Below are 19,242 nucleotides of genomic sequence, written 5' to 3' on the forward strand. Positions count from 1 at the left end.
AAAGCTTTTGTATGATGTTTTCGACATCTTCACCGACATAACCGGCTTCTGTCAGCGTCGTTGCATCAGCGATCACGAACGGGACATCCAGCGTACGTGCCAGCGTTTGTGCCAGCAGGGTTTTACCGGAACCGGTTGGGCCGACCAGCAAAATATTGCTTTTCGCCAGTTCAACGTCGTCTTTTTTACCCAGATGCTTCAGGCGTTTGTAGTGGTTATAAACGGCGACCGACAGGATGCGTTTGGCCGAGTTTTGACCGATCACATATTGATCCAGCAATTCACACAATTCCTGCGGCGTAGGCAAATCGCTACGTGGGCCGGCAACCGCCTCTACGCTGGATGCTTCGTCGCGAATGATGTCGTTGCACAAGTCTATGCATTCATCGCAAATGAACACGGACGGTCCGGCGATGAGTTTTTTGACCTCGTGTTGGCTCTTGCCGCAAAACGAGCAATAGAGCAGTTTTTCGCCGCTTGAGGATTTTTTCTCTGACATGGTGCGCGTTATCTATGGTTGATACAGATTGATCTTAACTGCAGATTGATATTACCTGCGAATTACAGATTCGTCACGTCGCGCAAGGAAAGCTGGTCTTGCAACGGAGAAACGTAAAAACAAAACGCCCGAACGTTGATGCGCCCGGGCGTCACTTTACCAATTAAATGCTATCAGGCGCGTGTTGTCAAAACCTTATCGATCATGCCGTATTCGACTGCAGCATCGGCCGACATGAAATTGTCGCGATCGGTATCCTTGTTGATTTCATCCAGCGACTTGCCGGTTCTATCAGCAAGAATCTGATTCAAACGCTCACGCAGATACAGGATTTCACGTGCCTGGATTTCGATATCCGAAGCCTGGCCTTGTGCGCCGCCCAATGGCTGATGAATCATGATGCGCGAGTTAGGCAGGGAAAAACGCTTGCCCTTCTCGCCTGCTGCCAGCAGGAAAGCGCCCATCGAGGCCGCCATGCCGGTGCACAGCGTAGACACATTCGGCTTGATGAACTGCATCGTGTCGTAAATTGCCATACCGGCCGACACCGAACCACCAGGTGAATTGATGTAGAGCGAGATGTCCTTGTCCGGATTTTCACTTTCCAGGAACAGCATTTGCGCAACAATCAAATTGGCCGAATGGTCATTCACCGGGCCGACCAGGAAGATCACGCGTTCTTTCAGCAAACGCGAATAAATATCGTATGCGCGTTCACCGCGACCGCTCTGCTCGATCACCATAGGAACCATACCGAGCATATCGGTATCGAGAGCGGAAGTACGAGTCATGCTAGTGGTCATGTGCTTTCCTTATGGAGAGCGCAAAAGGCAATCAGCCTTGTGCGTTATTGCTCATCAATTCATCGAATGCGACCGGTTTGTCGGTCACTTTGGATTTGCCAAGCACGTAATTGACGACGTTTTCTTCCAATACAAGGGCTTCAACTTCGGCCAGGCGGTTGCGATCGCTGAAATAATACTTCAGAACCTGTTGCGGGTCTTCATAGCTCTGTGCGAACTCTTCAACCTGCGCCTTGACTTGTTCAGGCTTGGCTTGCAGTTCATTGGCTTTCACGACTTCAGCCAGGATCAGGCCCAGACGAACGCGACGCTCTGCCTGCTCATTGAACAGTTCCGGCGGGAATGGCACGTCTTTGACATTCATGCCGCGCTGCGCCATGTCCTGGCGTGTCGATTCCATCAAGCGCTGTGTTTCCTGCTCGATCATCACTTTAGGCACGTCGAATTCGCTGATCTTGATCAGCGCATCCATCACGCTATCCTTGTTCTTCGATTTGATGCGGTTGCTGACTTCACGCTCCAGATTGGCCTTGATGTCGGCGCGCATCTTACCCATGTCGCCATCTTCAATACCGAGCGACTTGGCAAATTCCGTGTCGACTTCCGGCAGATGCGCCCATTCGATCTGTTTCAGCGTGATCGTGAATTCTGCAGTTTTACCGGCAACATCTGCACCGTGGTAATCAGCAGGGAAAGACAGCGGGAAAGTCTTGGCTGCGCCGACCTTCAAACCGACGGTAGCGGCTTCAAATTCAGCCAGCATGCGGCCTTCGCCCAGCACGAATGCATAATCGTCTGCCTTGCCGCCCGGGAATTCAACGCCGTCTATGGTGCCGACAAAATCGATAGTCACGCGGTCGCCGTTTTTGGCCGTCAGATCGGAACCGCCATCGCCGTGCGCGCTTTGCTCGCCCTTGACGTGGTAGTGCACACGCTGCTTGCGCAGGATGTCGATGGTCTTGTCGATTTCAGCATCGCTGACTTCTACCGTGGTTTTCTCGACTTCGGCTTTTGCCAGATCGCCGACTTTTACTTCCGGATAGATTTCAAACGTGGCGTTGAAAGCCAGCGTGCCTTCAGGCACATCGTCGTTCTTCGCTTCGATTTTCGGGTAGCCGGCTACGCGCAGCTTGTTTTCACCTGCCGCTTCAGCGAATGCCTGACCGACCTTGTCGTTGAGCACTTCGTTTTCGATTTGGTAGCCGTATTGTTGCGCGACTATCTTCATCGGTACCTTGCCGGTACGGAAGCCAGGTGCCTTGACCGTGCGGGCACGGACTTTCAGACGTTTTTCGACTTCAGTTTGTACGTCGGCGAGCGGCACCGAAATCGTGATACGGCGCTCAAGTTTGTCCAGAGTTTCGACTGCAGTTGCCATGTGAATCGTCCAAAAAATAAAGAATTCTGTGGTGCGAGGAGGGGGACTCGAACCCCCACACCATTGCTGGCGTCAGGACCTAAACCTGGTGCGTCTACCAATTTCGCCATCCTCGCGGGAATGTGCATCAAGTGCGCAAATACAAAAGCAAAAGGCGACCGCGAAGTGACTATATGGGTCGCCCTGCACTGCCTTTGATATCGGCTGCTCAACTTCAACCCGGGATTTTACTGGATTTTGCAGCGCCTGCGCATATTTTGACAGTTTGCTTTGGCTGGCGGGGTGGCAATCCCCCGGCGACGGCATGTTCTGCCAGGCTTTGCGCAAGATTCCGCCACCGTTTCCGACACGCTCAACCGGCAAACAGGTGCGGCATTTTGCCAGCCCGCCCTGCTTTTTCATTTACTATGCGCTCTAGCCTCATCGTTCGCAGCAGGATTTGCGTTCGTCAGCAGTATTTTTGCGCATCGATTATCTCCACACCCGCAGCAAATAATTTACACAACCATGTCAGTTGATCATTACGAAAATTTTCCTGTCGCCTCGATACTGCTGCCGGCCCGCTTGCGCCCTGCCGTCGAAGTCATCTATGCCTACGCGCGCAGCGCCGACGATCTGGCCGATGAAGGCGATGCCAGCACGGAAGAACGTCTGGCTGCGCTATCCGCATATGAATCCGAACTGGACCGCATCGCCGCAGCGGAGACGCCGGATACCGCCTTGTTCCAGGCGCTGGCCAGGGTAATCGCGCAATACCATTTGCCTTTGCAACCCTTGCGCGACTTGCTGTCAGCCTTCAAGCAGGATGTCGTCACCACCCGCTATGCAGATTTTGACAGCTTGCTCGACTATTGCCGCCGTTCCGCCAATCCGGTTGGCACCTTGATGCTGCATTTGTATGGCGCGGCAAATGCAGACAATCTGCGCGATTCGGATGCGATTTGCTCGGCCCTGCAACTGATCAATTTCTGGCAAGACGTGGCGGTGGACTGGCAAAAAGCGCGTATCTATCTGCCGCTGGACGATATGCATGCATACAAAGTCGGGCAAGAGCATATCGCGGCGCAATGCATTGATGACGCCTGGCGCAAGCTGATGCAGTTTGAAACAAGCCGTGCGCGCACCATGCTGCTGTCAGGCGCGCCGCTGGCCCTGCGCCTGCCCGGGCGCATAGGTTGGGAATTGCGCCTGGTCGTGCAAGGCGGCTTGCGGATACTGGAATGCCTGGAAGAAGCGGATTACGATATGTTCCGCCACCGGCCCAAACTGGGGAAGACTGACTGGTTGCGCCTGATCTGGCGCGCCATCCATATGAAGTCAGTCCAGCAAGCTAATTGAAGAAAGCCCTGCAGCAGCATCCATGATGTGCTGCCTTGCATCCGGGCACGAGCATGCAGCGCAAGACAACCACAAATCAATACATTATTTGTACCGACAGCCTTAGTCGGCTAGCATAGCGGCTTGTTTCTGTGCCGCGCATCCTCATTGAGCCTTCATCCGCCCTACTTCTGCCCATATTTATGTCACCCGACGATTACTGCCAACAAAAAGCCGCACAAAGCGGCTCCAGTTTTTATTACAGCTTCCTGTTCCTGGCTCCGGACCGGCGCCGCGCGATTACCGCGCTGTATGCCTTTTGTCGCGAAGTCGATGACACGGTAGATGAATGCACGGATGCCTCGATCGCGCGTACCAAGTTGAGCTGGTGGCGCAAGGAAGTCGCCGCGATGATATCCGGTGCGCCCACGCATCCGGTTACGCAGGCATTGCAAGCGCATTTGACGACATTTGCGCTCGACAGCCAGTATCTGATGGCGATCATAGACGGGATGGAAATGGATCTCGATCAAACGCGCTATCTCGATTTCCCCGGCTTGCAAAAATACTGCTGGCACGTAGCCAGCGCGGTCGGCATTTTATCTGCCCGCATTTTTGGCGTGACGAATCCGCAAACGCTTGAGTATGCAGAAAAACTGGGCCTGGCTTTCCAGCTGACCAACATCATTCGCGACGTCGGTGAAGATGCGCGCAAGGGTCGCATCTATCTGCCCGTCAATGAACTGCAGCAATTCGGCGTCACCGCAGCCGATATCCTGAATGCACGCCACAGCGACAAGTTCGAGCAATTGATGCAGTTCCAGACGGCACGCGCACACAAACTGTATGACGAAGCATTTGCACTATTACCAAAAGAAGACCGGCGCGCGCAACGTCCCGGCTTGATCATGGCGGCAATTTACCGCGCCGTATTGACTGAAGTCGAGCGCGACGGTTTTCATGTCTTGAACCAGCGCATCTCGCTTACGCCTATACGCAAGCTCTGGCTGGCGTGGATCACTTATGTCCGTGGTTGATGGCTGAATTAACGGCTGACTTAGTGACTGAATAATGGCTGAAATCCCGCATCGCAGCAGCACAACCAGGACCGTAGCCGTCATCGGCGCCGGCTGGGCCGGTTGCGCAGCCGCCGTTGAGCTGGCCGCGGCCGGCCACATAGTCACCCTGTTCGAATCATCGCGCACCCTGGGTGGACGCGCACGCGCAGTTGAAATGCAAGCTCAGTTGCTCGATAACGGGCAACACATCTTGCTGGGCGCATATACAACAAGCTTGCGCTTGCTCAAGACCGTCGGCGTCGCAACCGACGAGGCATTGCTGCGTCTGCCGCTGCAGATGCGTTACCCGGCGGGATGCGATGGGATGGATTTCGTCGCACCGCGCCTGCCGGCCCCGCTGCATTTGATCGCCGCCCTGTTGCGCGCCCGGGGCCTGGCTGGCAGCGACAAGATTGCGCTGGCACGGTTTTCATCCACTGCGCGCTGGATGGATTGGCGCCTGGACAGCGATTGCAGCGTCAGCGAATTGTTGCAGCGCTTCGATCAAACCGAGCGCCTGATCAAGTTGATGTGGCGGCCGCTATGCATAGCCGCACTCAATACCCCGCCGGAACGCGCATCGGCACAAATCTTCCTCAAGGTATTGCGCGACAGCCTGGGCGCGCAGCGCGCAGCATCGGACATGCTGATCCCGCGCGTCGACCTGACTGCGCTGTTCCCGCAACAAGCTGCGACGTTTATAAAACAGCGTGGTGGCACGATCAAAACTGGCATGGCCATACAAAAAATAGCTGTCAGCAACGCTGGCTGGCGCGTCATGCAGAATGAAACTGAAAGCGATATTTTTGACGCGGTCGTCATCGCCACGCCGGCAACGCAAGCGGCATGCTTGCTGGCCGATGTGACGATGGATGTATCTATCCCGACTTTCGATTACGAGCCTATCAGCACTTGCTATCTGCAATATCCGGCAGGCACGCGGCTGGCTGCGCCGTTTTATGCATTGAACGATGATCCTGATGCCGGATGCTGGGGACAGTTTGTGTTTGACCGCGGGCAACTCAATGCCGCGCAGGATGGCTTGTTCGCAGTCGTCGTGAGTGCGTCGAGCACAGCCATAGAACTGGGGCATGATGCACTGGCGGCTGCGCTCGCTGCGCAACTGGCAAGCGCGCTGCAAATGCCGCAACTGGCAAGCCCGCTATGGAGCCGGGTCATTTCGGAAAAACGCGCAACCTTTTCCTGCACACCGGCGCTGCACAGGCCGGAAGAAACAACTGAATTCCCGCATCTGGTGGTGGCCGGTGATTATCTGGCGAGCGATTACCCGGCCACGCTGGAATCAGCCGCACGCAGCGGTGTGAAAGCGGCAAAACTGCTGTGCGCCCACTTCACCCTGGCCAAATAATCGCTGCTCAAGGCACTATTCATATTCCCGCACGCGGTTCAAGGCTTCATCGATGCGCTCTACTGCGATGACGGTCAAGCCTTCGATTTTTTGCTTGGGCGCATTCGCCTTGGGAATCAGGGCAATCGAAAATCCCAGCTTGGCAGCTTCGCGCAAGCGTTCCTGCCCGCGCGGCGCCGGGCGAATCTCACCCGCCAGACCCACTTCGCCAAACACCACCAGCCCGCGCGGCAAGGGCTTGCTGCGCATCGATGAATGGATCGCCAGCAGTACAGCCAGATCGGCCGCCGGCTCGGTAATCTTCACGCCACCCACGGCATTGATGAAGACATCCTGATCGAATGCAGCGATGCCGGCATGGCGATGCAATACCGCCAGCAACATCGCGAGGCGATTCTGCTCCAGTCCTACAGAGAGGCGGCGCGCATTCGGCAGATGCGAGGTATCGACCAGCGCCTGGATTTCAACCAGCAAGGGACGCGTACCTTCCTGCGTCACCATTACGCACGCGCCGGGTACCGGCGTGTCATGCTGCGACAAAAACAATGCAGATGGATTGGAAACGCCTTTCAAGCCTTTTTCCGTCATCGCGAATACGCCCAGCTCATTGACTGCGCCAAAGCGATTCTTGATCGCCCGCACCAGGCGGAAGCTGGAATGCGTATCGCCTTCAAAATACAAAACCGTATCGACGATATGTTCCAGCACGCGCGGTCCGGCCAGCGCACCTTCCTTCGTCACGTGACCAACCATGATGATCGTGATGCCGGTCTGCTTGGCCACGCGCGTCAATTGCGCCGCGCATTCGCGCACCTGCGCCACCGAGCCGGGCGCCGAACTGAGCGCATCGGAATAGACGGTCTGGATCGAATCGATAACGGCCACATCGGGCTTGTGTTCAGCCAGCGTATTGAGGATTTTTTCCAGCTGGATTTCAGCCTGCAGTTTCAAGTCTTTTGCATCGACCGCAAGACGCTTGGCGCGCAGGGCAATCTGCGCACCGGATTCCTCGCCGCTGACGTACAAGACTTTTTTGATCTTCGACAGATTGGCCAGCGCCTGCAGCAATAAAGTCGACTTGCCGATGCCGGGGTCGCCGCCTATCAACACCACGCCGCCGGCAACCAGGCCGCCGCCCAGCACACGATCGAATTCTTCAATCCCGGTGCCGAAACGCGGCACATCTATCGCCTCGATATCGGCCAGACTCAACACCGGCGCAGATTGCGCCAGGCCTTGATGCTGCACCGAGTAACGATTCGATCCGGTTTCGATGATGCTTTCCACCAGCGTATTCCAGGCGTTGCAGGATGGGCATTGCCCGCCCCATTTATTGCTGGTGCCGCCGCATTCGGTACAGGTGTAATTGGTTTTGGCTTTGGCCATCTGGGTCTGTTTCAATCCTGCTGGTTAGATTCAAGTTCAACAATGCGCACACGCGGCGCGATCGCACACATCAATTCATAGCCGACTGTACCTGCCGCATTGGCGACTTCATCGATAGGCAAGCCTTTGCCCCACAAGATGACCTTGCTGCCCACATGTGCGCCGGCTATCGGCGTCAGGTCGACCGTGATCATGTCCATCGAAACGCGCCCGATGAGCTGCGTCCTGATCCCATCAACGACAACCGGCGTGCCGGTCGGTGCATGGCGCGGATAACCGTCTGCGTAACCGCATGCCACCACGCCTACCGTCATCGGCCGGTCGGCGACAAAGCTGCTGCCGTAGCCGACCGCATCGCCGGCCACGATATGCTGGATGCCGATGATTTCGCTGTTCAAGGTCATTGCAGCTTGCAAACCGAAGGCCGCCGCTGTGGTCTCGGCGGGCGTGCCGCCATACAGCATCACGCCCGGACGCACCCAATCGGCCACGCATTCCGGATGCAGCAAATCCGCCGCCGAATTGGACAGGCATCGCTCGCCGGGCAAGTCCTGCGTTGCAGCATGAAACCGCTGTACCTGTTCGTCCAGCGGCAAGCGGGCATTGGATGCATCTTCCGCATTGGCGAAATGCGTGATGAAGGAAATATCCCGTACTGCGGGGATCGCGCGCAGACGTTGATACGCGGCGCGACAGGCTGGCGGCATGAAACCGAGGCGGTTCATGCCGCTGTTTATTTTCAGATGCACATCCAGCCGGGTGTCCAAGCCAGCCTGTTCCAGCATCTCCAGTTGCTCGACGCTATGCACGACTGTATCAAGCTGGTTCTCAACTATCGTCTGTAAATCGGTGGCATCAAAAAAACCTTCTAGCAGCAAGATGCGTTTTTGCCAGCCAAGCTGGCGCAGGCTTGCCGCGCCATCGACTTCTATCAAGGCCAGGCCATCGGCATCGGCAAAGCTGCGCATGCTGCGCTCCAGGCCATGCCCATATGCATTGGCCTTGACCACGGCCCAGACTCTGGAACCGGGCGCGCAATTCCGCGCGACGCTCAGGTTATGACGCAAAGCAGCAATATCGATGGTGGCAACGAGTGGTCTGGGCATACAGATGTAAATAAAGTTAAATCGTGACGTTCAATCAAGATCGAAGCCTTATTTTACCGGACGCGCCCTGTTGGAAGACGGGCAATTCAGTCTAAGTCTTATATTTTCATGGTATAAAGCAAGCCGGAGACACACAGTCAAACAGATCAATGCGGATGAATCGCGGTTTTTACAACATCATGGCGGCGCAGTTTTTTTCTTCGCTCGCCGACAATGCCCTCCTCATTGCGGCCATCGCTTTATTGACGGTAATGAAGTCACCCGACTGGATGACGCCATTACTGAAACTTTTTTTCGTCCTCTCGTATGTCTTGCTGGCCGCGTTCGTCGGCGCATTTGCGGATTCACTGCCCAAGGGTCGCGTGATGTTCGTGACCAATCTGATCAAGATCTTCGGCTGCGGCATGATGTTTTTTCATGTCCACCCATTGATCGCCTATGCGGTCGTCGGCTTCGGCGCTGCAGCTTACTCACCGGCCAAATATGGCATCCTGACCGAATTGCTGCCGCCCGAAAAACTGGTGGCGGCGAATGGCTGGATAGAAGGGCTCACGGTCACGTCCATCATCCTCGGCACCGTCATGGGTGGGGCATTGATCAACCCGGCCATCTCCGCGAAATTGCTGGCATTCGACTTCCCCTACTTTGAATTCGGTATCGACACGGCGGCGGAAACCGCGCTGTGCATTATTACAGTTGCCTATCTGCTCGCGGCCCTGTTCAACCTGCGCATTCCGGATACCGGCGCCCATTACCCGCATCAGGAACGCAACCCGATCAAGCTGATCGGCGATTTCGCCCATTGCTTCACGACCTTGTGGAATGACCGCCTTGGGCAGATTTCACTCGCCGTCACCACTTTGTTCTGGGGTGCAGGTGCAACCCTGCAGTTCATCGTCCTGAAATGGGCAAACAAATCGCTGGGAATGCCGCTGGACAAGGCCGCGATCCTGCAAGGCGTGGTCGCCGTCGGTGTGGCCATCGGCGCCGTTGCCGCTGCCCGCTTCGTGCCCTTGAAGAAATCCCTGTCCGTAATGCCGCTCGGCGTCATCATGGGCATAGTCGTCATCATCATGACGATGGTGCATACAGTCTGGCTGGCTTATCCCTTGCTGGTGCTGGTAGGCGCACTGTCCGGTTACTTTGTCGTGCCGATGAACGCGCTGCTGCAACATCGCGGCCACGTGCTGATGAGTGCAGGTCATTCGATAGCGGTACAAAACTTCAATGAAAACCTGTCGGTTTTGACGATGCTGTTGCTCTATGCCTTGATGGTCAAGCTGGACCTGAACATCAATATCGTCATCATCCTGTTCGGCATGTCCGTCTCCGGCATCATGCTGCTGATCATGCGCAGGCATGCCGCCAACCAGCGCGAGCACGACTCCCTGTCGCTGATCGGCGAACACAAGCACTAGTCGCGGCGACTGCTAGGCGCGCGGATGCGCCAGCTTTATTCTCTGTCCGGCGCGGTTGCGCCAGTCATCCGGCACGATGAATCCGCGGCTCGTTTCCAGCGCGATGCCATCTTTCACTTCCAGCAAGGCGACCAGCACGGGCATCGTATCGTGCACGAAATAGTCGGCCAGGAAGTTTTGCAACGCTGGCCTCTCCATCGTTTGCTGCAACGATAATTTCGCAGGCGCCAGCCACTGCAAGCGCGGCAATATCGCATAGCGCTCCGCATGCATGTACAAGGTATCGGAAAACGAGCACCAGAAACCGCGGCAATGCGCTATCGATGTGCCGAACGCGCGCATCTCTTGCTGAGCGCTGTCTGGATAAAAAAGCCAACCTTTCACCAATGCCTGCGCCAGGTTTACCGGCTCCGGCAAATGCACTTGGGCTGCGGGATGGGTGGAAAGCAGCAACTGCCTATCCAGTATCTTGTGCATTTTTGCACCCAGCGTATCGGCCAGATTGGGACCGACAAAGTAATCCGCATCACTGCCTGCGCCACTCGATTCCAGCAAATAAAACTTGGTGGCAAATTCCCAGTGTATGAATTGGCCGCCACTGCGCAATAAAAAATCGAATTCGCCTATCGTGCTGTTTTTCCCGGCCTGCACCTGGATACCGTGTGCCACCAGCACCCTTCTGTGTTCCAGATAGAACGCCATCAATTTCTCGGCATAACGTCCCAGGCGCGTGAACGGCTGCACATCCAGATAAAGGTGCAACTCTGCAGGATCCCGATCAATGGTAGCCAGCCAGGCATCCAGGCCATCCAGCATGCTGTCCGGCAGCGTCGCGATCTTGCCCTGCCATTGCGGCGCATGCGGATCCAGCAAGTCAGGCGCTGACAGCAACCATGCCAGGGCGCGCACGTGCGGATCATTCAGATGCCCCCAGCGCTTGTGGAACTGCGCCTGGCAAGGATAGTCCGGTTTATTTGCTTGCACTGCCGGCATAGCTTTGCATGGCCAGACACAAATCGGCCCATGCCTTGCTCTTGTCTTTAGGCTTGCGTAACAGATATGCAGGGTGATACGTGACGATCACCGGCACATCCGCATGGCGATGCACAGTCCCGCGCAAGCTGCTCACTGGCGTTGCCGGATCCAGTTTCAGCAGCGCTAATGCAGCCGTTTTACCCAATGCGATGATGATGGTGGGCTTGATCAATGCAATCTGTCGTTCCAGATACGGCAGGCAGGCGTCCATCTCTTCTGCGGCAGGCGGTCTATCACCCTTGGCCGCATCGGTCGGCCTGCATTTCACGATATTGGCGATATAGGTATTGTCGCCGCGCTTCAAAGCCATCGCGGCGAACATATTGTCGAGCAGCTTGCCGGCCGGGCCGACAAAAGGCTCGCCCTGGAAGTCTTCATTCCGTCCCGGGCCTTCGCCAACAAACAGCCATCGAGCTTTGGGGTCACCGACACCAAATACTGTTTGCGTGCGGCTCTTGCATAGATCGCATTTTGTACAAGCCGCCACCACCGACTTGAGTTGCGCCCAATCCATCTGCGTGACCTCGGTGACAGATGTTGCTGATGTAGTGGCCAGCGCTGCCTGTGGCGCTGTTGCTGCTGTTTGAACCGCCGAATCCGTCCATGCTGAAGACATGGATTCATCCACGCGGATATTTGGCATGTGCACGCCGCTTTCTGCAGAGTCATCCGCGATGACCGGCTCGTCAAGCAGTTGCGGCGCGCCGGTACGCTGCGACCAGACCGGCCCCAATCCCATTTCATCCAGAAATACCGCGCGACGATTTTGCTCGCTCATAACACCAGCTTCATGACTATCCCATCTTCGCGTTGATTATCCGGAGCGGGATAATAGCCTTTACGAATTCCGATACGGGCAAAGCCGTAGCGCTCATAGATTTTCAATGCGCGCACATTGGATGGACGCACTTCCAGCAAAAGCGCATGCAGATCTCTTTCCAATGTAATGGCTTTGGCCTTGTCCAGCAGCAGCCGTCCTATGCCGCGGCCATGCAAATCCCGCTGCACGGTAATGTTCAGCAAATGCGCATCGTCCAGCGAGGGCATCAGCAGAAAATATCCATTCAACGCACCCGAACCATCACGCAGTATCCAGGTTTCGTAACCGCTATTGATGGAGTCGAGGAAATTCCCGCGCGTCCATGGGAATGGATACACATCATTTTCGATCGCCAGCACATCACTGATATCGGATGGCTGCATCCGGTAAAAATAAAGCTTGAGAGGAAGCGGAGCCTGGTCGAATTGAGGAATCGGACTTTGCACAGAACTCATGCGACCGCCTTTGCTGCCTTTGCCAGGCGTTCATTCGTCGTCAATGCAACTTTATTGCGTAAATAAAGTGGTTCTGCAATGCGTGCAGAGACACCCCTGCCCTGCAGTAATGCAAGCGCACCGAGTGTTGCGATCTGCGCCGCATGCGGCACCCATTCCTTGCGTTCGGCTTGAAAAAAGACGCGCGAGGAAAAATCTGTTTCATACGCTTGCAAGCCTTTGCCGCAAGCGAGCACCTCGCCAATCGGCATCACATCGTGCGGTGCCGACAAGGTAGGCGCGACAACAATCTGCCATTCCTGATCAAAACGATACTGCGCCCAATACACTTCGCCCATGCGCGCATCCAGCACGGCCAATACATCGGAGGCACCGGTACGCTCGCGGCAAGCCTGCGCCAGTGCCAGCAGGGTCACGGTCGGCAACAAGGGAAGATCGGCGCCATAGCCCAAGCCTTGCGCAAGACCGCAGGCGGTGCGCACACCGGTAAATGAGCCCGGGCCCGCACCATAGGCAATGGCATCGCAATCGGCCAGGGCGATACCGGCATTCGCGAGCAGGCTCTGCACCATAGGCAAAATGCTTTGCGAATGCGTGACTACGCCAGCCGCCTCGGCCGACGTCACGGCGCCACCATGCAGCAAGGCCGCCGATGCCAGTTCAGAAGATGTTTCAATAGCGAGTATGGTAGACATGAGCGTATTTTACAGCGCGCGCGCCGCAAGGCGATTGGAACAGGCACAACTCTTTAGGCAAATTTGAAAAAGCTGGCTTGCTGCACGCCTGAATTACTCGCCTGCTTATGGAAACCGGTAAAATACCGCCATGCCCAGCATCACACTAGAACCAGAAAACCAGCTCCAGTTAGCACAACGCATGAAGGATGACGTGTGGGTCGTAGCCTGCCTGTGCGCCGCATGGTGCGACGTATGCACGAGTTACCGGCCAGGTTTTGACGAACTGGCGGCACAGCACCCGGACAAGCTTTTCATCTGGATCGATATTGAAGACAGAGCCGACCTGGTAGGCGACTTCGATGTTGAAAACTTCCCTACGCTGCTGATCCAGCGCGGCGATGATGTGATGTTTTACGGCACGACGATGCCAGACCATCGCATCGCACATCGATTGATCAGCGCACATGCCGACATGAGCGCATCGGACATCAAGACCAAGGCGCACAGCAGTGCCGAATATGAAAACTGGCAACAGGAACGCAATCTGCGCCAGGCCTTGCGCCAAGCGTGAGTTCCTGCCGCATGAATGTGCAATCTTCTGCCACAGATTTACAGGCAAAAAAATCCCCGGCGAACCGGGGATTTTTTATTTCGCTTGATTCAGCTTAGATAGGCTGAATGTTCGAAGCTTGCTTGCCTTTAGGGCCAGCAGTCACTTCAAAAGAAACGCGTTGGTTCTCTTGCAGTGATTTGAAGCCGCTCGACTGAATTGCTGAGAAGTGAGCGAACAGATCTTCGCCGCCTTCGTCAGGTGTAATAAAGCCGAAGCCTTTCGAATCATTGAACCATTTTACGATACCAGTTGCCATTGCAATTCCTAATTTCAGTTAATTTGGGCAGTTGCCCGTTAGATCGTTTCAACCAAGACAGGAATGACAGACTGACTGCACCACTAGCTCGAATCTCAACGATGATTAATTATACTGGATAAACCAAAAAAAGTTAAATTTTGATAATCACCCAATATTGCAGCTGAGCATCACCGCTTTTATCCATAAAAACTGCGGTTTCCGCTATGAGCGCTGGATAGCACTAGCAATATTAATCAGTGGCATCCCACTCGAGAAATCTTGCCAGTTACGCTATTTATTCAACAGTGCGCGTTCTTTTTCAGCTTTCTTTTCCGCAATTTCCTTTTGACGCGCAGCTGATTCCCTTACTTTTTCCTCATATCTCTTGATATTGGCGGCGCGCTTTTCTGCATCAGCCGGCTCATTTTCTTTCAAGCGCTGCTGCTTTTCCGCATGTTCTGCATTTTTCTTCGCATAGGCATCAGCGCGCGCCTTGCGTTGCGCATCGCTGGATACAGCAGGCGCTTCATTGCCCGGCGCCTTCACACCCGTCGCATTATCCTGGACTGGCGGTTCGTTCAATAATGGCTTGCCCGCAGTTTCTGCTGCCTTTTCTGCCAGCCGGCGATCACGCTCTTCCACCTTGGCCCTGCGCGTATACGCATTGGCCTCGATTTCAAGCGGCCTGACCAATAGCAAATCCAGGCGCCTGCGTTCGGCGGCCTTGTTCAAACAGGAAGTAGTGAAAAATTTTGGATAACAGACACCCTGGTCGACAGCAAAACGCGCTTCGATATTGCTGCGCGCCTCGTTTACTGTCTCCAGCGCAGCGCTTGCCGCTTCTTCCGACTGGATGGAACCGGCCGGATAACGCGCGACCGCCTCGTTGACCGAATACGCCTGCAGCGTGGCATCGTCGAGCTTCACGGCCGCTTGTGCCCAGGCAAACTGGCTAGCCAGCAGTAGCGATCCGGCTGCAAATATCTTCACGTTACATTTCATAAATTACGGTTTCAAATGAGTTGAAATTCAGGCCGGACGACTTACAAAATCGCATTGCCATTATGACGGCGCCCGGCTTGCATGTATTCGGCCGATTGCATCTCGATCAGACGCGACACGGTACGCTGAAATTCCATCACCAGGGCGCCATCAGTATAAAGCTGATCCATCCCGACTTCTGCCGATATCAATAATTTGACCTTGTGATCGTACAGCACATCGATCAGCCAGATGAACCGGCGGGCTTCTGCCGACATGCCTGCCGACATGGCCGGCATGTCGGACAGGATGATGGTGTGGAAACGACTGGCGATTTCAAGATAGTCATTCTGCGAGCGTGGCCCGCCGCACAGGGTTGCGAAGTCAAACCATATCACACCGCCCGCACGTCGCAAGGCCTTGATCTGGCGACCCTCAATATCAATGAGCGGATTCTCATCTTTTGTTTCCGCAATGCGCGCATAGGCGTGTCGCAAGGCCTCGCTGGCTTTTGCGTCCAGCGGCGTGTGATATGCATCAACCTGGGTCAATGCGCGTTTGCGATAATCGTTACCGCCATCGACATTGATGATATCCAGCTTTTCCTGCAACAAGGCTATCGTCGGCAGCATGCGATCGCGATGCAATCCATCCGGATAGAGCATCTCGGGAGAAAAATTCGATGTAATGATGAAAGACACGCCGTTCTGGAACAACGCCTTGAACAAATTGTATAGGATCATCGCATCGGCGATATCGGTGACATGGAATTCGTCAAAGCAGATCAGACGGTATTTTTTGGCGATGCGCAATGCCACTACATCGAGCGGATTAGCGACCATTTTCAGTTCATCCAGTTCACGATGCACGCTGCGCATGAATTCGTGAAAGTGCACGCGCGTCTTCCGCACGACCGGCACCACTGAATAAAAACTATCCATCAGGAACGATTTGCCGCGACCTACCCCACCCCACATGTAAATGCCGCGCGGGATCGCCGGCGGATTCAGCAAGCGCAGGAAGGCATGCGCGCGCTGTGCCTTGTACGCTACCCATTCATCGTAAGCCTGCTGCAAGCGCGCGACGGCACGCAACTGCGCCTCATCGGCGCTGAATCCACGCTGCAGCAATACCTGATCATAAAATTCACGAACGTTCATTCTGTTCAAATCCAGTTTTCAACAGGCGTGAATCCGGCTTCACATCAATCGCAAGATAAAAATGGGCGAGTCATCGCTCGCCCAGACTGGTCAACAGAACTGCTTTTTTACAAGGGATGCATATTGACCACTATCCGCGGCGGATAGCTGCCGCCGCCCGATGCAATCGGCAGGCTGAAGCCGACGCCAACGCCGACTCCTCCGCTGCCACCGCCCAGACCGACGCCCATGCTGGAAGCGGATTGCCCATACGGCGGCAACCTCAGTTCAGAAGTACGGTAACCCGGCTTGTTGCACACGATGCGCAATTCGCCTTCGGCCCGACCTGTCTGGATAGAGGCTGGTGTCGTCACATTCCAGCTGGCTGCATTGTTCATCACGGTACAGGTCGCACCGCCAAACTCCTGGCCGTTGCTGGCCGTTGAAATGGCAACGCGGCCATCGCCCCAGCCACCGCTGGCACAGGCAGTCAGCAGCAAAGGCAATAAGCAGATAGCGTAACGCATCAACAGTTCCTAGAAATTCAAGGCCCGGCCTTCGACTGCCAGCGCCGCCTCTTTCACCGCTTCCGACAGTGAAGGATGAGCATGGCAGATGCGTCCGATATCTTCTGACGAAGCGCGGAATTCCATCGCGACGACCGCTTCCGAAATAAGTTCGGAAGCCATCGGCCCTATGATATGCACCCCCAGAATTTCATCTGTTTTTGCATCGGCAAGGAACTTCACGAAACCTGTCGTATCGCCCAGCGCGCGTGCGCGTCCATTGGCTAGGAAGGGGAAGGAACCCGTCTTGTAGGCGACATTCTCAGCCTTCAGCTGCTGTTCCGTCTTGCCGACCCAGGCAATTTCCGGTGCAGTGTAAATCACCCATGGGATGGTATTGAAGTTGACATGGCCATGCTGCCCCGCGATGCGTTCTGCAACGGCCACGCCCTCTTCTTCCGCCTTGTGCGCCAGCATAGGGCCGCGCACCACGTCACCCACTGCCCACACATTTGCCAGACTGGTTTTACATTCGCCATCGACGGCAACAAAACCGCGCTCGTCGAGTTGCAAGCCGACCGCTTCGGCGTTCAAGCCTGTCGTGTTCGGAATACGGCCTATCGAGATGATCAGTTTATCGAATACCGCTTTTTGCGCCGCGCCTTTGTCGTCGACGTAATTCACTGTCACGTCGTTCTTGCCGGTGACGATCGCGCCGATTTTCACACCAAGGCTGATCGCCAGGCCCTGCTTGGTGAATTGCTTGTGCGCTTCCTTGGCAACCTGCTCGTCCACCGCACCGAGGAAAGTCGGCAAGCCTTCCAGCACCGTCACTTCAGAACCGAGGCGACGCCAGACACTGCCCATTTCCAGGCCGATCACGCCAGCACCGATGACGCCCAGGCGCTTGGGCACCTCGGTCAGCGCCAATGCGCCGGTATTCGTCAGGATCAGTTTTTCATCAAATGCCGCGCCCGGCAATATACGCGGGGTCGAGCCGGTTGCAACGACGACATGCTTGGCGAGCAGCGTTTCTTCAGCCGCACCCTCCACCTTGATTTCGTAGCCACCATCGCCAGCCTTGACGAAGGAACCACGGCCGTGGAAGAACGTGATTTTATTTTTCTTGAACAGGTACAGGATGCCGTCGTTATTCTGCTTGACGACCGTATCCTTGCGCGCCACCATTTTTTTCACATCCAGCGACAGGCCCTTTACTTCTGTCCCGTGTTCGGCAAAAGAGTGACCGGCATGCTCGTAGTGCTCCGACGATTGCAACAGCGCCTTGGACGGTATGCAACCGACATTGGTGCACGTGCCGCCAGGTGCGGCGCCACCTTTGGCGTTTTTCCAGTCATCTATGCATGCAGTAGAGAATCCCAGTTGTGCAGCGCGTATCGCTGCGATATAACCGCCAGGGCCGCCACCAATGACGACCACATCGAAATTTTTTGACATGTCTTTATCCCGCTAAATTTTTCACATAAAGAAAAAGACACAAAGGCATCAGAGTGATTGCGCCCTTGTGTCTTTTCATCTACCCGGTTTCTTAAAGATCCAGCAACAAGCGGGCAGGATCTTCCAGTGCTTCCTTCATCGCGACCAGGCCCAGTACTGCTTCGCGGCCGTCGATGATGCGATGATCGTAAGACATCGCGAAATAGTTCATCGGGCGTATCACGATCTGGCCGTTTTCAACTACCGCACGTTCCTTGGTTGCGTGTATGCCCAGGATCGCCGATTGCGGCGGGTTGATGATAGGCGTAGACAGCATGGAACCGAAGACGCCGCCGTTCGAGATCGAGAAAGTGCCGCCGGTCAAATCGTCCAGTGTCAGCTTGCCCTCTTTCGCCTTGTTGCCGAATTCGGCAATTTTCTTTTCAATGTCGGCAATCGACATTTGATCGGCATCGCGCAGGATAGGCACCACCAGACCACGCGGCGAACCGACTGCAATACCGATATCAAAATAGCCGTGATAGACGATGTCGTTGCCGTCTACCGATGCATTGATGATAGGGTATTTTTTCAGTGCAGCAACCACAGCCTTGACGAAGAAGGACATGAAGCCGAGTTTGACGCCGTGTTCCTTTTCAAATTTATCCTTGTACTTGGTACGCAGATCCATCACCGGCTGCATGTTGACTTCGTTAAACGTGGTCAGGATCGCATTGCTGGATTGGGATTGCAGCAGGCGTTCAGCGATACGGGCGCGCAAGCGGCTCATCGGCACGCGCTCTTCCGGACGGTTCGCGAGCAAGGCGCTGGCTGGTGCGGCAACCTGCTGCAATGCAGGTTTGGCGGCAATGACAGGTGCAGCCGCTGCAGGTTTCTTCTCTAGCTGGTTGATCACGTCGCCCTTGGTGACGCGGCCATCCTTGCCGGTACCGGCGACATCGCTGGTCGTCAGCTTGTTTTCAGACAGCATCTTTGCCGCTGCAGGC

The 19,242-nt window shown here is 55.4% G+C and carries 20 protein-coding genes and 1 tRNA gene; 5 read left to right on the forward strand and 16 right to left on the reverse strand.

Annotated elements, in window-relative coordinates:
• The 4 genes from Q7T06_RS06675 to Q7T06_RS06690 all read right to left on the reverse strand — a co-directional run.
• Positions 1-499 (reverse strand): ClpX C4-type zinc finger protein (locus Q7T06_RS06675; RefSeq protein WP_304782284.1); only part of this gene is annotated, 499 nt, incomplete at its 3' end.
• A 173-nt stretch (positions 500-672) separates the two neighbouring features.
• Positions 673-1,290, reverse strand: coding sequence for an ATP-dependent Clp endopeptidase proteolytic subunit ClpP (clpP, locus tag Q7T06_RS06680; RefSeq protein WP_304782287.1), 618 nt, complete (start codon positions 1,288-1,290; stop codon positions 673-675).
• 43 nt (positions 1,291-1,333) lie between these two features.
• The gene (tig, locus tag Q7T06_RS06685; protein WP_304782290.1) at positions 1,334-2,680 is read right to left on the reverse strand and encodes a trigger factor; all 1,347 of its coding nucleotides are present in this window, start codon (positions 2,678-2,680) and stop codon (positions 1,334-1,336) included.
• Between the two features lie 29 nt (positions 2,681-2,709).
• A tRNA-Leu gene (locus tag Q7T06_RS06690) sits at positions 2,710-2,796 on the reverse strand.
• A gap of 391 nt (positions 2,797-3,187) precedes the next feature.
• Here Q7T06_RS06690 and hpnC point away from each other — a divergent pair.
• The 3 genes from hpnC to hpnE all read left to right on the forward strand — a co-directional run bounded on the left by hpnC (position 3,188) and on the right by hpnE (position 6,424).
• Entirely contained in the window at positions 3,188-4,018 is an 831-nt protein-coding gene (hpnC, locus tag Q7T06_RS06695; protein WP_304782293.1) for a squalene synthase HpnC, read from the forward strand.
• Positions 4,019-4,200: 182 nt separating this feature from the next.
• Positions 4,201-5,034 carry a presqualene diphosphate synthase HpnD gene (hpnD, locus tag Q7T06_RS06700; protein ID WP_304782296.1) on the forward strand — a complete coding sequence of 278 codons (834 nt, stop codon included), beginning with the start codon at positions 4,201-4,203 and terminating at the stop codon, positions 5,032-5,034.
• 34 nt (positions 5,035-5,068) lie between these two features.
• Entirely contained in the window at positions 5,069-6,424 is a 1,356-nt protein-coding gene (gene hpnE, locus Q7T06_RS06705; protein WP_304782299.1) for a hydroxysqualene dehydroxylase HpnE, read from the forward strand.
• Positions 6,425-6,439: 15 nt separating this feature from the next.
• Here the strand turns inward: hpnE and radA are convergent, their stop codons facing one another.
• Both radA and alr read right to left on the reverse strand, forming a co-directional pair.
• Complete coding sequence (gene radA / locus Q7T06_RS06710) at positions 6,440-7,810, reverse strand: DNA repair protein RadA (protein ID WP_304782302.1); 1,371 nt, start codon at positions 7,808-7,810, stop codon at positions 6,440-6,442.
• An 11-nt stretch (positions 7,811-7,821) separates the two neighbouring features.
• Positions 7,822-8,916: an alanine racemase gene (gene alr, locus Q7T06_RS06715; RefSeq protein ID WP_304782305.1), complete on the reverse strand. Its 1,095-nt coding sequence runs from the start codon at positions 8,914-8,916 to the stop codon at positions 7,822-7,824.
• Positions 8,917-9,071: 155 nt separating this feature from the next.
• On the opposite strand from alr, the gene lplT reads away from it, so the two are divergent.
• Positions 9,072-10,334, forward strand: a complete 1,263-nt coding sequence (gene lplT, locus Q7T06_RS06720) for a lysophospholipid transporter LplT (RefSeq protein ID WP_304782309.1) — start codon at positions 9,072-9,074, stop codon at positions 10,332-10,334.
• Between the two features lie 12 nt (positions 10,335-10,346).
• On the opposite strand, the gene Q7T06_RS06725 is transcribed toward lplT, so the two are convergent.
• From Q7T06_RS06725 to tsaB, 4 genes are read right to left on the reverse strand one after another with little or no spacing between them, the layout of a single operon-like run.
• Positions 10,347-11,327: a DUF1853 family protein gene (locus tag Q7T06_RS06725; protein WP_304782312.1), complete on the reverse strand. Its 981-nt coding sequence runs from the start codon at positions 11,325-11,327 to the stop codon at positions 10,347-10,349.
• The gene (locus Q7T06_RS06730; RefSeq protein WP_304782317.1) at positions 11,305-12,147 is read right to left on the reverse strand and encodes a uracil-DNA glycosylase family protein; all 843 of its coding nucleotides are present in this window, start codon (positions 12,145-12,147) and stop codon (positions 11,305-11,307) included. The genes Q7T06_RS06725 and Q7T06_RS06730 overlap by 23 nt, the downstream gene beginning before the upstream one ends.
• Positions 12,144-12,644 carry a ribosomal protein S18-alanine N-acetyltransferase gene (gene rimI / locus Q7T06_RS06735; protein ID WP_304782320.1) on the reverse strand — a complete coding sequence of 167 codons (501 nt, stop codon included), beginning with the start codon at positions 12,642-12,644 and terminating at the stop codon, positions 12,144-12,146. The genes Q7T06_RS06730 and rimI overlap by 4 nt, the downstream gene beginning before the upstream one ends.
• Positions 12,641-13,339 carry a tRNA (adenosine(37)-N6)-threonylcarbamoyltransferase complex dimerization subunit type 1 TsaB gene (tsaB, locus tag Q7T06_RS06740; protein WP_304782324.1) on the reverse strand — a complete coding sequence of 233 codons (699 nt, stop codon included), beginning with the start codon at positions 13,337-13,339 and terminating at the stop codon, positions 12,641-12,643. The genes rimI and tsaB overlap by 4 nt, the downstream gene beginning before the upstream one ends.
• Before the next feature lie 130 nt (positions 13,340-13,469).
• Here tsaB and Q7T06_RS06745 point away from each other — a divergent pair, with 130 nt between their 5' ends.
• Positions 13,470-13,892, forward strand: a complete 423-nt coding sequence (locus Q7T06_RS06745; RefSeq protein WP_304782328.1) for a thioredoxin family protein — start codon at positions 13,470-13,472, stop codon at positions 13,890-13,892.
• Positions 13,893-13,986: 94 nt separating this feature from the next.
• Here the strand turns inward: Q7T06_RS06745 and Q7T06_RS06750 are convergent, their stop codons facing one another.
• From Q7T06_RS06750 to odhB, 6 genes are all read right to left on the reverse strand, one after another.
• Complete coding sequence (locus tag Q7T06_RS06750) at positions 13,987-14,190, reverse strand: cold-shock protein (RefSeq protein WP_009665193.1); 204 nt, start codon at positions 14,188-14,190, stop codon at positions 13,987-13,989.
• A 273-nt stretch (positions 14,191-14,463) separates the two neighbouring features.
• Positions 14,464-15,162 carry a hypothetical protein gene (locus Q7T06_RS06755; RefSeq protein WP_304782342.1) on the reverse strand — a complete coding sequence of 233 codons (699 nt, stop codon included), beginning with the start codon at positions 15,160-15,162 and terminating at the stop codon, positions 14,464-14,466.
• Between the two features lie 53 nt (positions 15,163-15,215).
• On the reverse strand, positions 15,216-16,313 hold the full coding sequence (gene zapE / locus Q7T06_RS06760; protein WP_304782346.1) for a cell division protein ZapE: 1,098 nt from the start codon (positions 16,311-16,313) through the stop codon (positions 15,216-15,218).
• A gap of 107 nt (positions 16,314-16,420) precedes the next feature.
• Positions 16,421-16,819, reverse strand: coding sequence for a hypothetical protein (locus tag Q7T06_RS06765; RefSeq protein ID WP_304782350.1), 399 nt, complete (start codon positions 16,817-16,819; stop codon positions 16,421-16,423).
• A 9-nt stretch (positions 16,820-16,828) separates the two neighbouring features.
• A complete protein-coding gene (gene lpdA, locus Q7T06_RS06770; RefSeq protein WP_304782353.1) occupies positions 16,829-18,256 on the reverse strand; it encodes a dihydrolipoyl dehydrogenase in 1,428 nt (475 codons plus the stop codon).
• 91 nt (positions 18,257-18,347) lie between these two features.
• Positions 18,348-19,242 (reverse strand): 2-oxoglutarate dehydrogenase complex dihydrolipoyllysine-residue succinyltransferase (gene odhB, locus Q7T06_RS06775; protein WP_304782356.1); only part of this gene is annotated, 895 nt, incomplete at its 5' end.

It is taken from the genome of Herminiimonas sp. (assembly GCF_030645555.1).
Taxonomy (GTDB): Bacteria; Pseudomonadota; Gammaproteobacteria; order Burkholderiales; family Burkholderiaceae_D; genus Oxalicibacterium.

Coding starts and splice junctions, on each gene's coding strand:
- hpnC (WP_304782293.1), top strand. CDS start 3,188: ATGTCAGTTGATCATTACGAAAATTTTCCTGTCGCCTCGATACTGCTG.
- Q7T06_RS06750 (WP_009665193.1), bottom strand. CDS start 14,190: ATGGCAACTGGTATCGTAAAATGGTTCAATGATTCGAAAGGCTTCGGC.
- tsaB (WP_304782324.1), bottom strand. CDS start 13,339: ATGTCTACCATACTCGCTATTGAAACATCTTCTGAACTGGCATCGGCG.
- hpnE (WP_304782299.1), top strand. CDS start 5,069: ATGGCTGAAATCCCGCATCGCAGCAGCACAACCAGGACCGTAGCCGTC.
- Q7T06_RS06725 (WP_304782312.1), bottom strand. CDS start 11,327: ATGCCGGCAGTGCAAGCAAATAAACCGGACTATCCTTGCCAGGCGCAG.
- Q7T06_RS06730 (WP_304782317.1), bottom strand. CDS start 12,147: ATGAGCGAGCAAAATCGTCGCGCGGTATTTCTGGATGAAATGGGATTG.
- lplT (WP_304782309.1), top strand. CDS start 9,072: ATGAATCGCGGTTTTTACAACATCATGGCGGCGCAGTTTTTTTCTTCG.
- Q7T06_RS06765 (WP_304782350.1), bottom strand. CDS start 16,819: ATGCGTTACGCTATCTGCTTATTGCCTTTGCTGCTGACTGCCTGTGCC.
- radA (WP_304782302.1), bottom strand. CDS start 7,810: ATGGCCAAAGCCAAAACCAATTACACCTGTACCGAATGCGGCGGCACC.
- clpP (WP_304782287.1), bottom strand. CDS start 1,290: ATGACTCGTACTTCCGCTCTCGATACCGATATGCTCGGTATGGTTCCT.
- rimI (WP_304782320.1), bottom strand. CDS start 12,644: ATGAGTTCTGTGCAAAGTCCGATTCCTCAATTCGACCAGGCTCCGCTT.
- hpnD (WP_304782296.1), top strand. CDS start 4,201: ATGTCACCCGACGATTACTGCCAACAAAAAGCCGCACAAAGCGGCTCC.
- tig (WP_304782290.1), bottom strand. CDS start 2,680: ATGGCAACTGCAGTCGAAACTCTGGACAAACTTGAGCGCCGTATCACG.
- Q7T06_RS06745 (WP_304782328.1), top strand. CDS start 13,470: ATGCCCAGCATCACACTAGAACCAGAAAACCAGCTCCAGTTAGCACAA.
- zapE (WP_304782346.1), bottom strand. CDS start 16,313: ATGAACGTTCGTGAATTTTATGATCAGGTATTGCTGCAGCGTGGATTC.
- lpdA (WP_304782353.1), bottom strand. CDS start 18,256: ATGTCAAAAAATTTCGATGTGGTCGTCATTGGTGGCGGCCCTGGCGGT.
- alr (WP_304782305.1), bottom strand. CDS start 8,916: ATGCCCAGACCACTCGTTGCCACCATCGATATTGCTGCTTTGCGTCAT.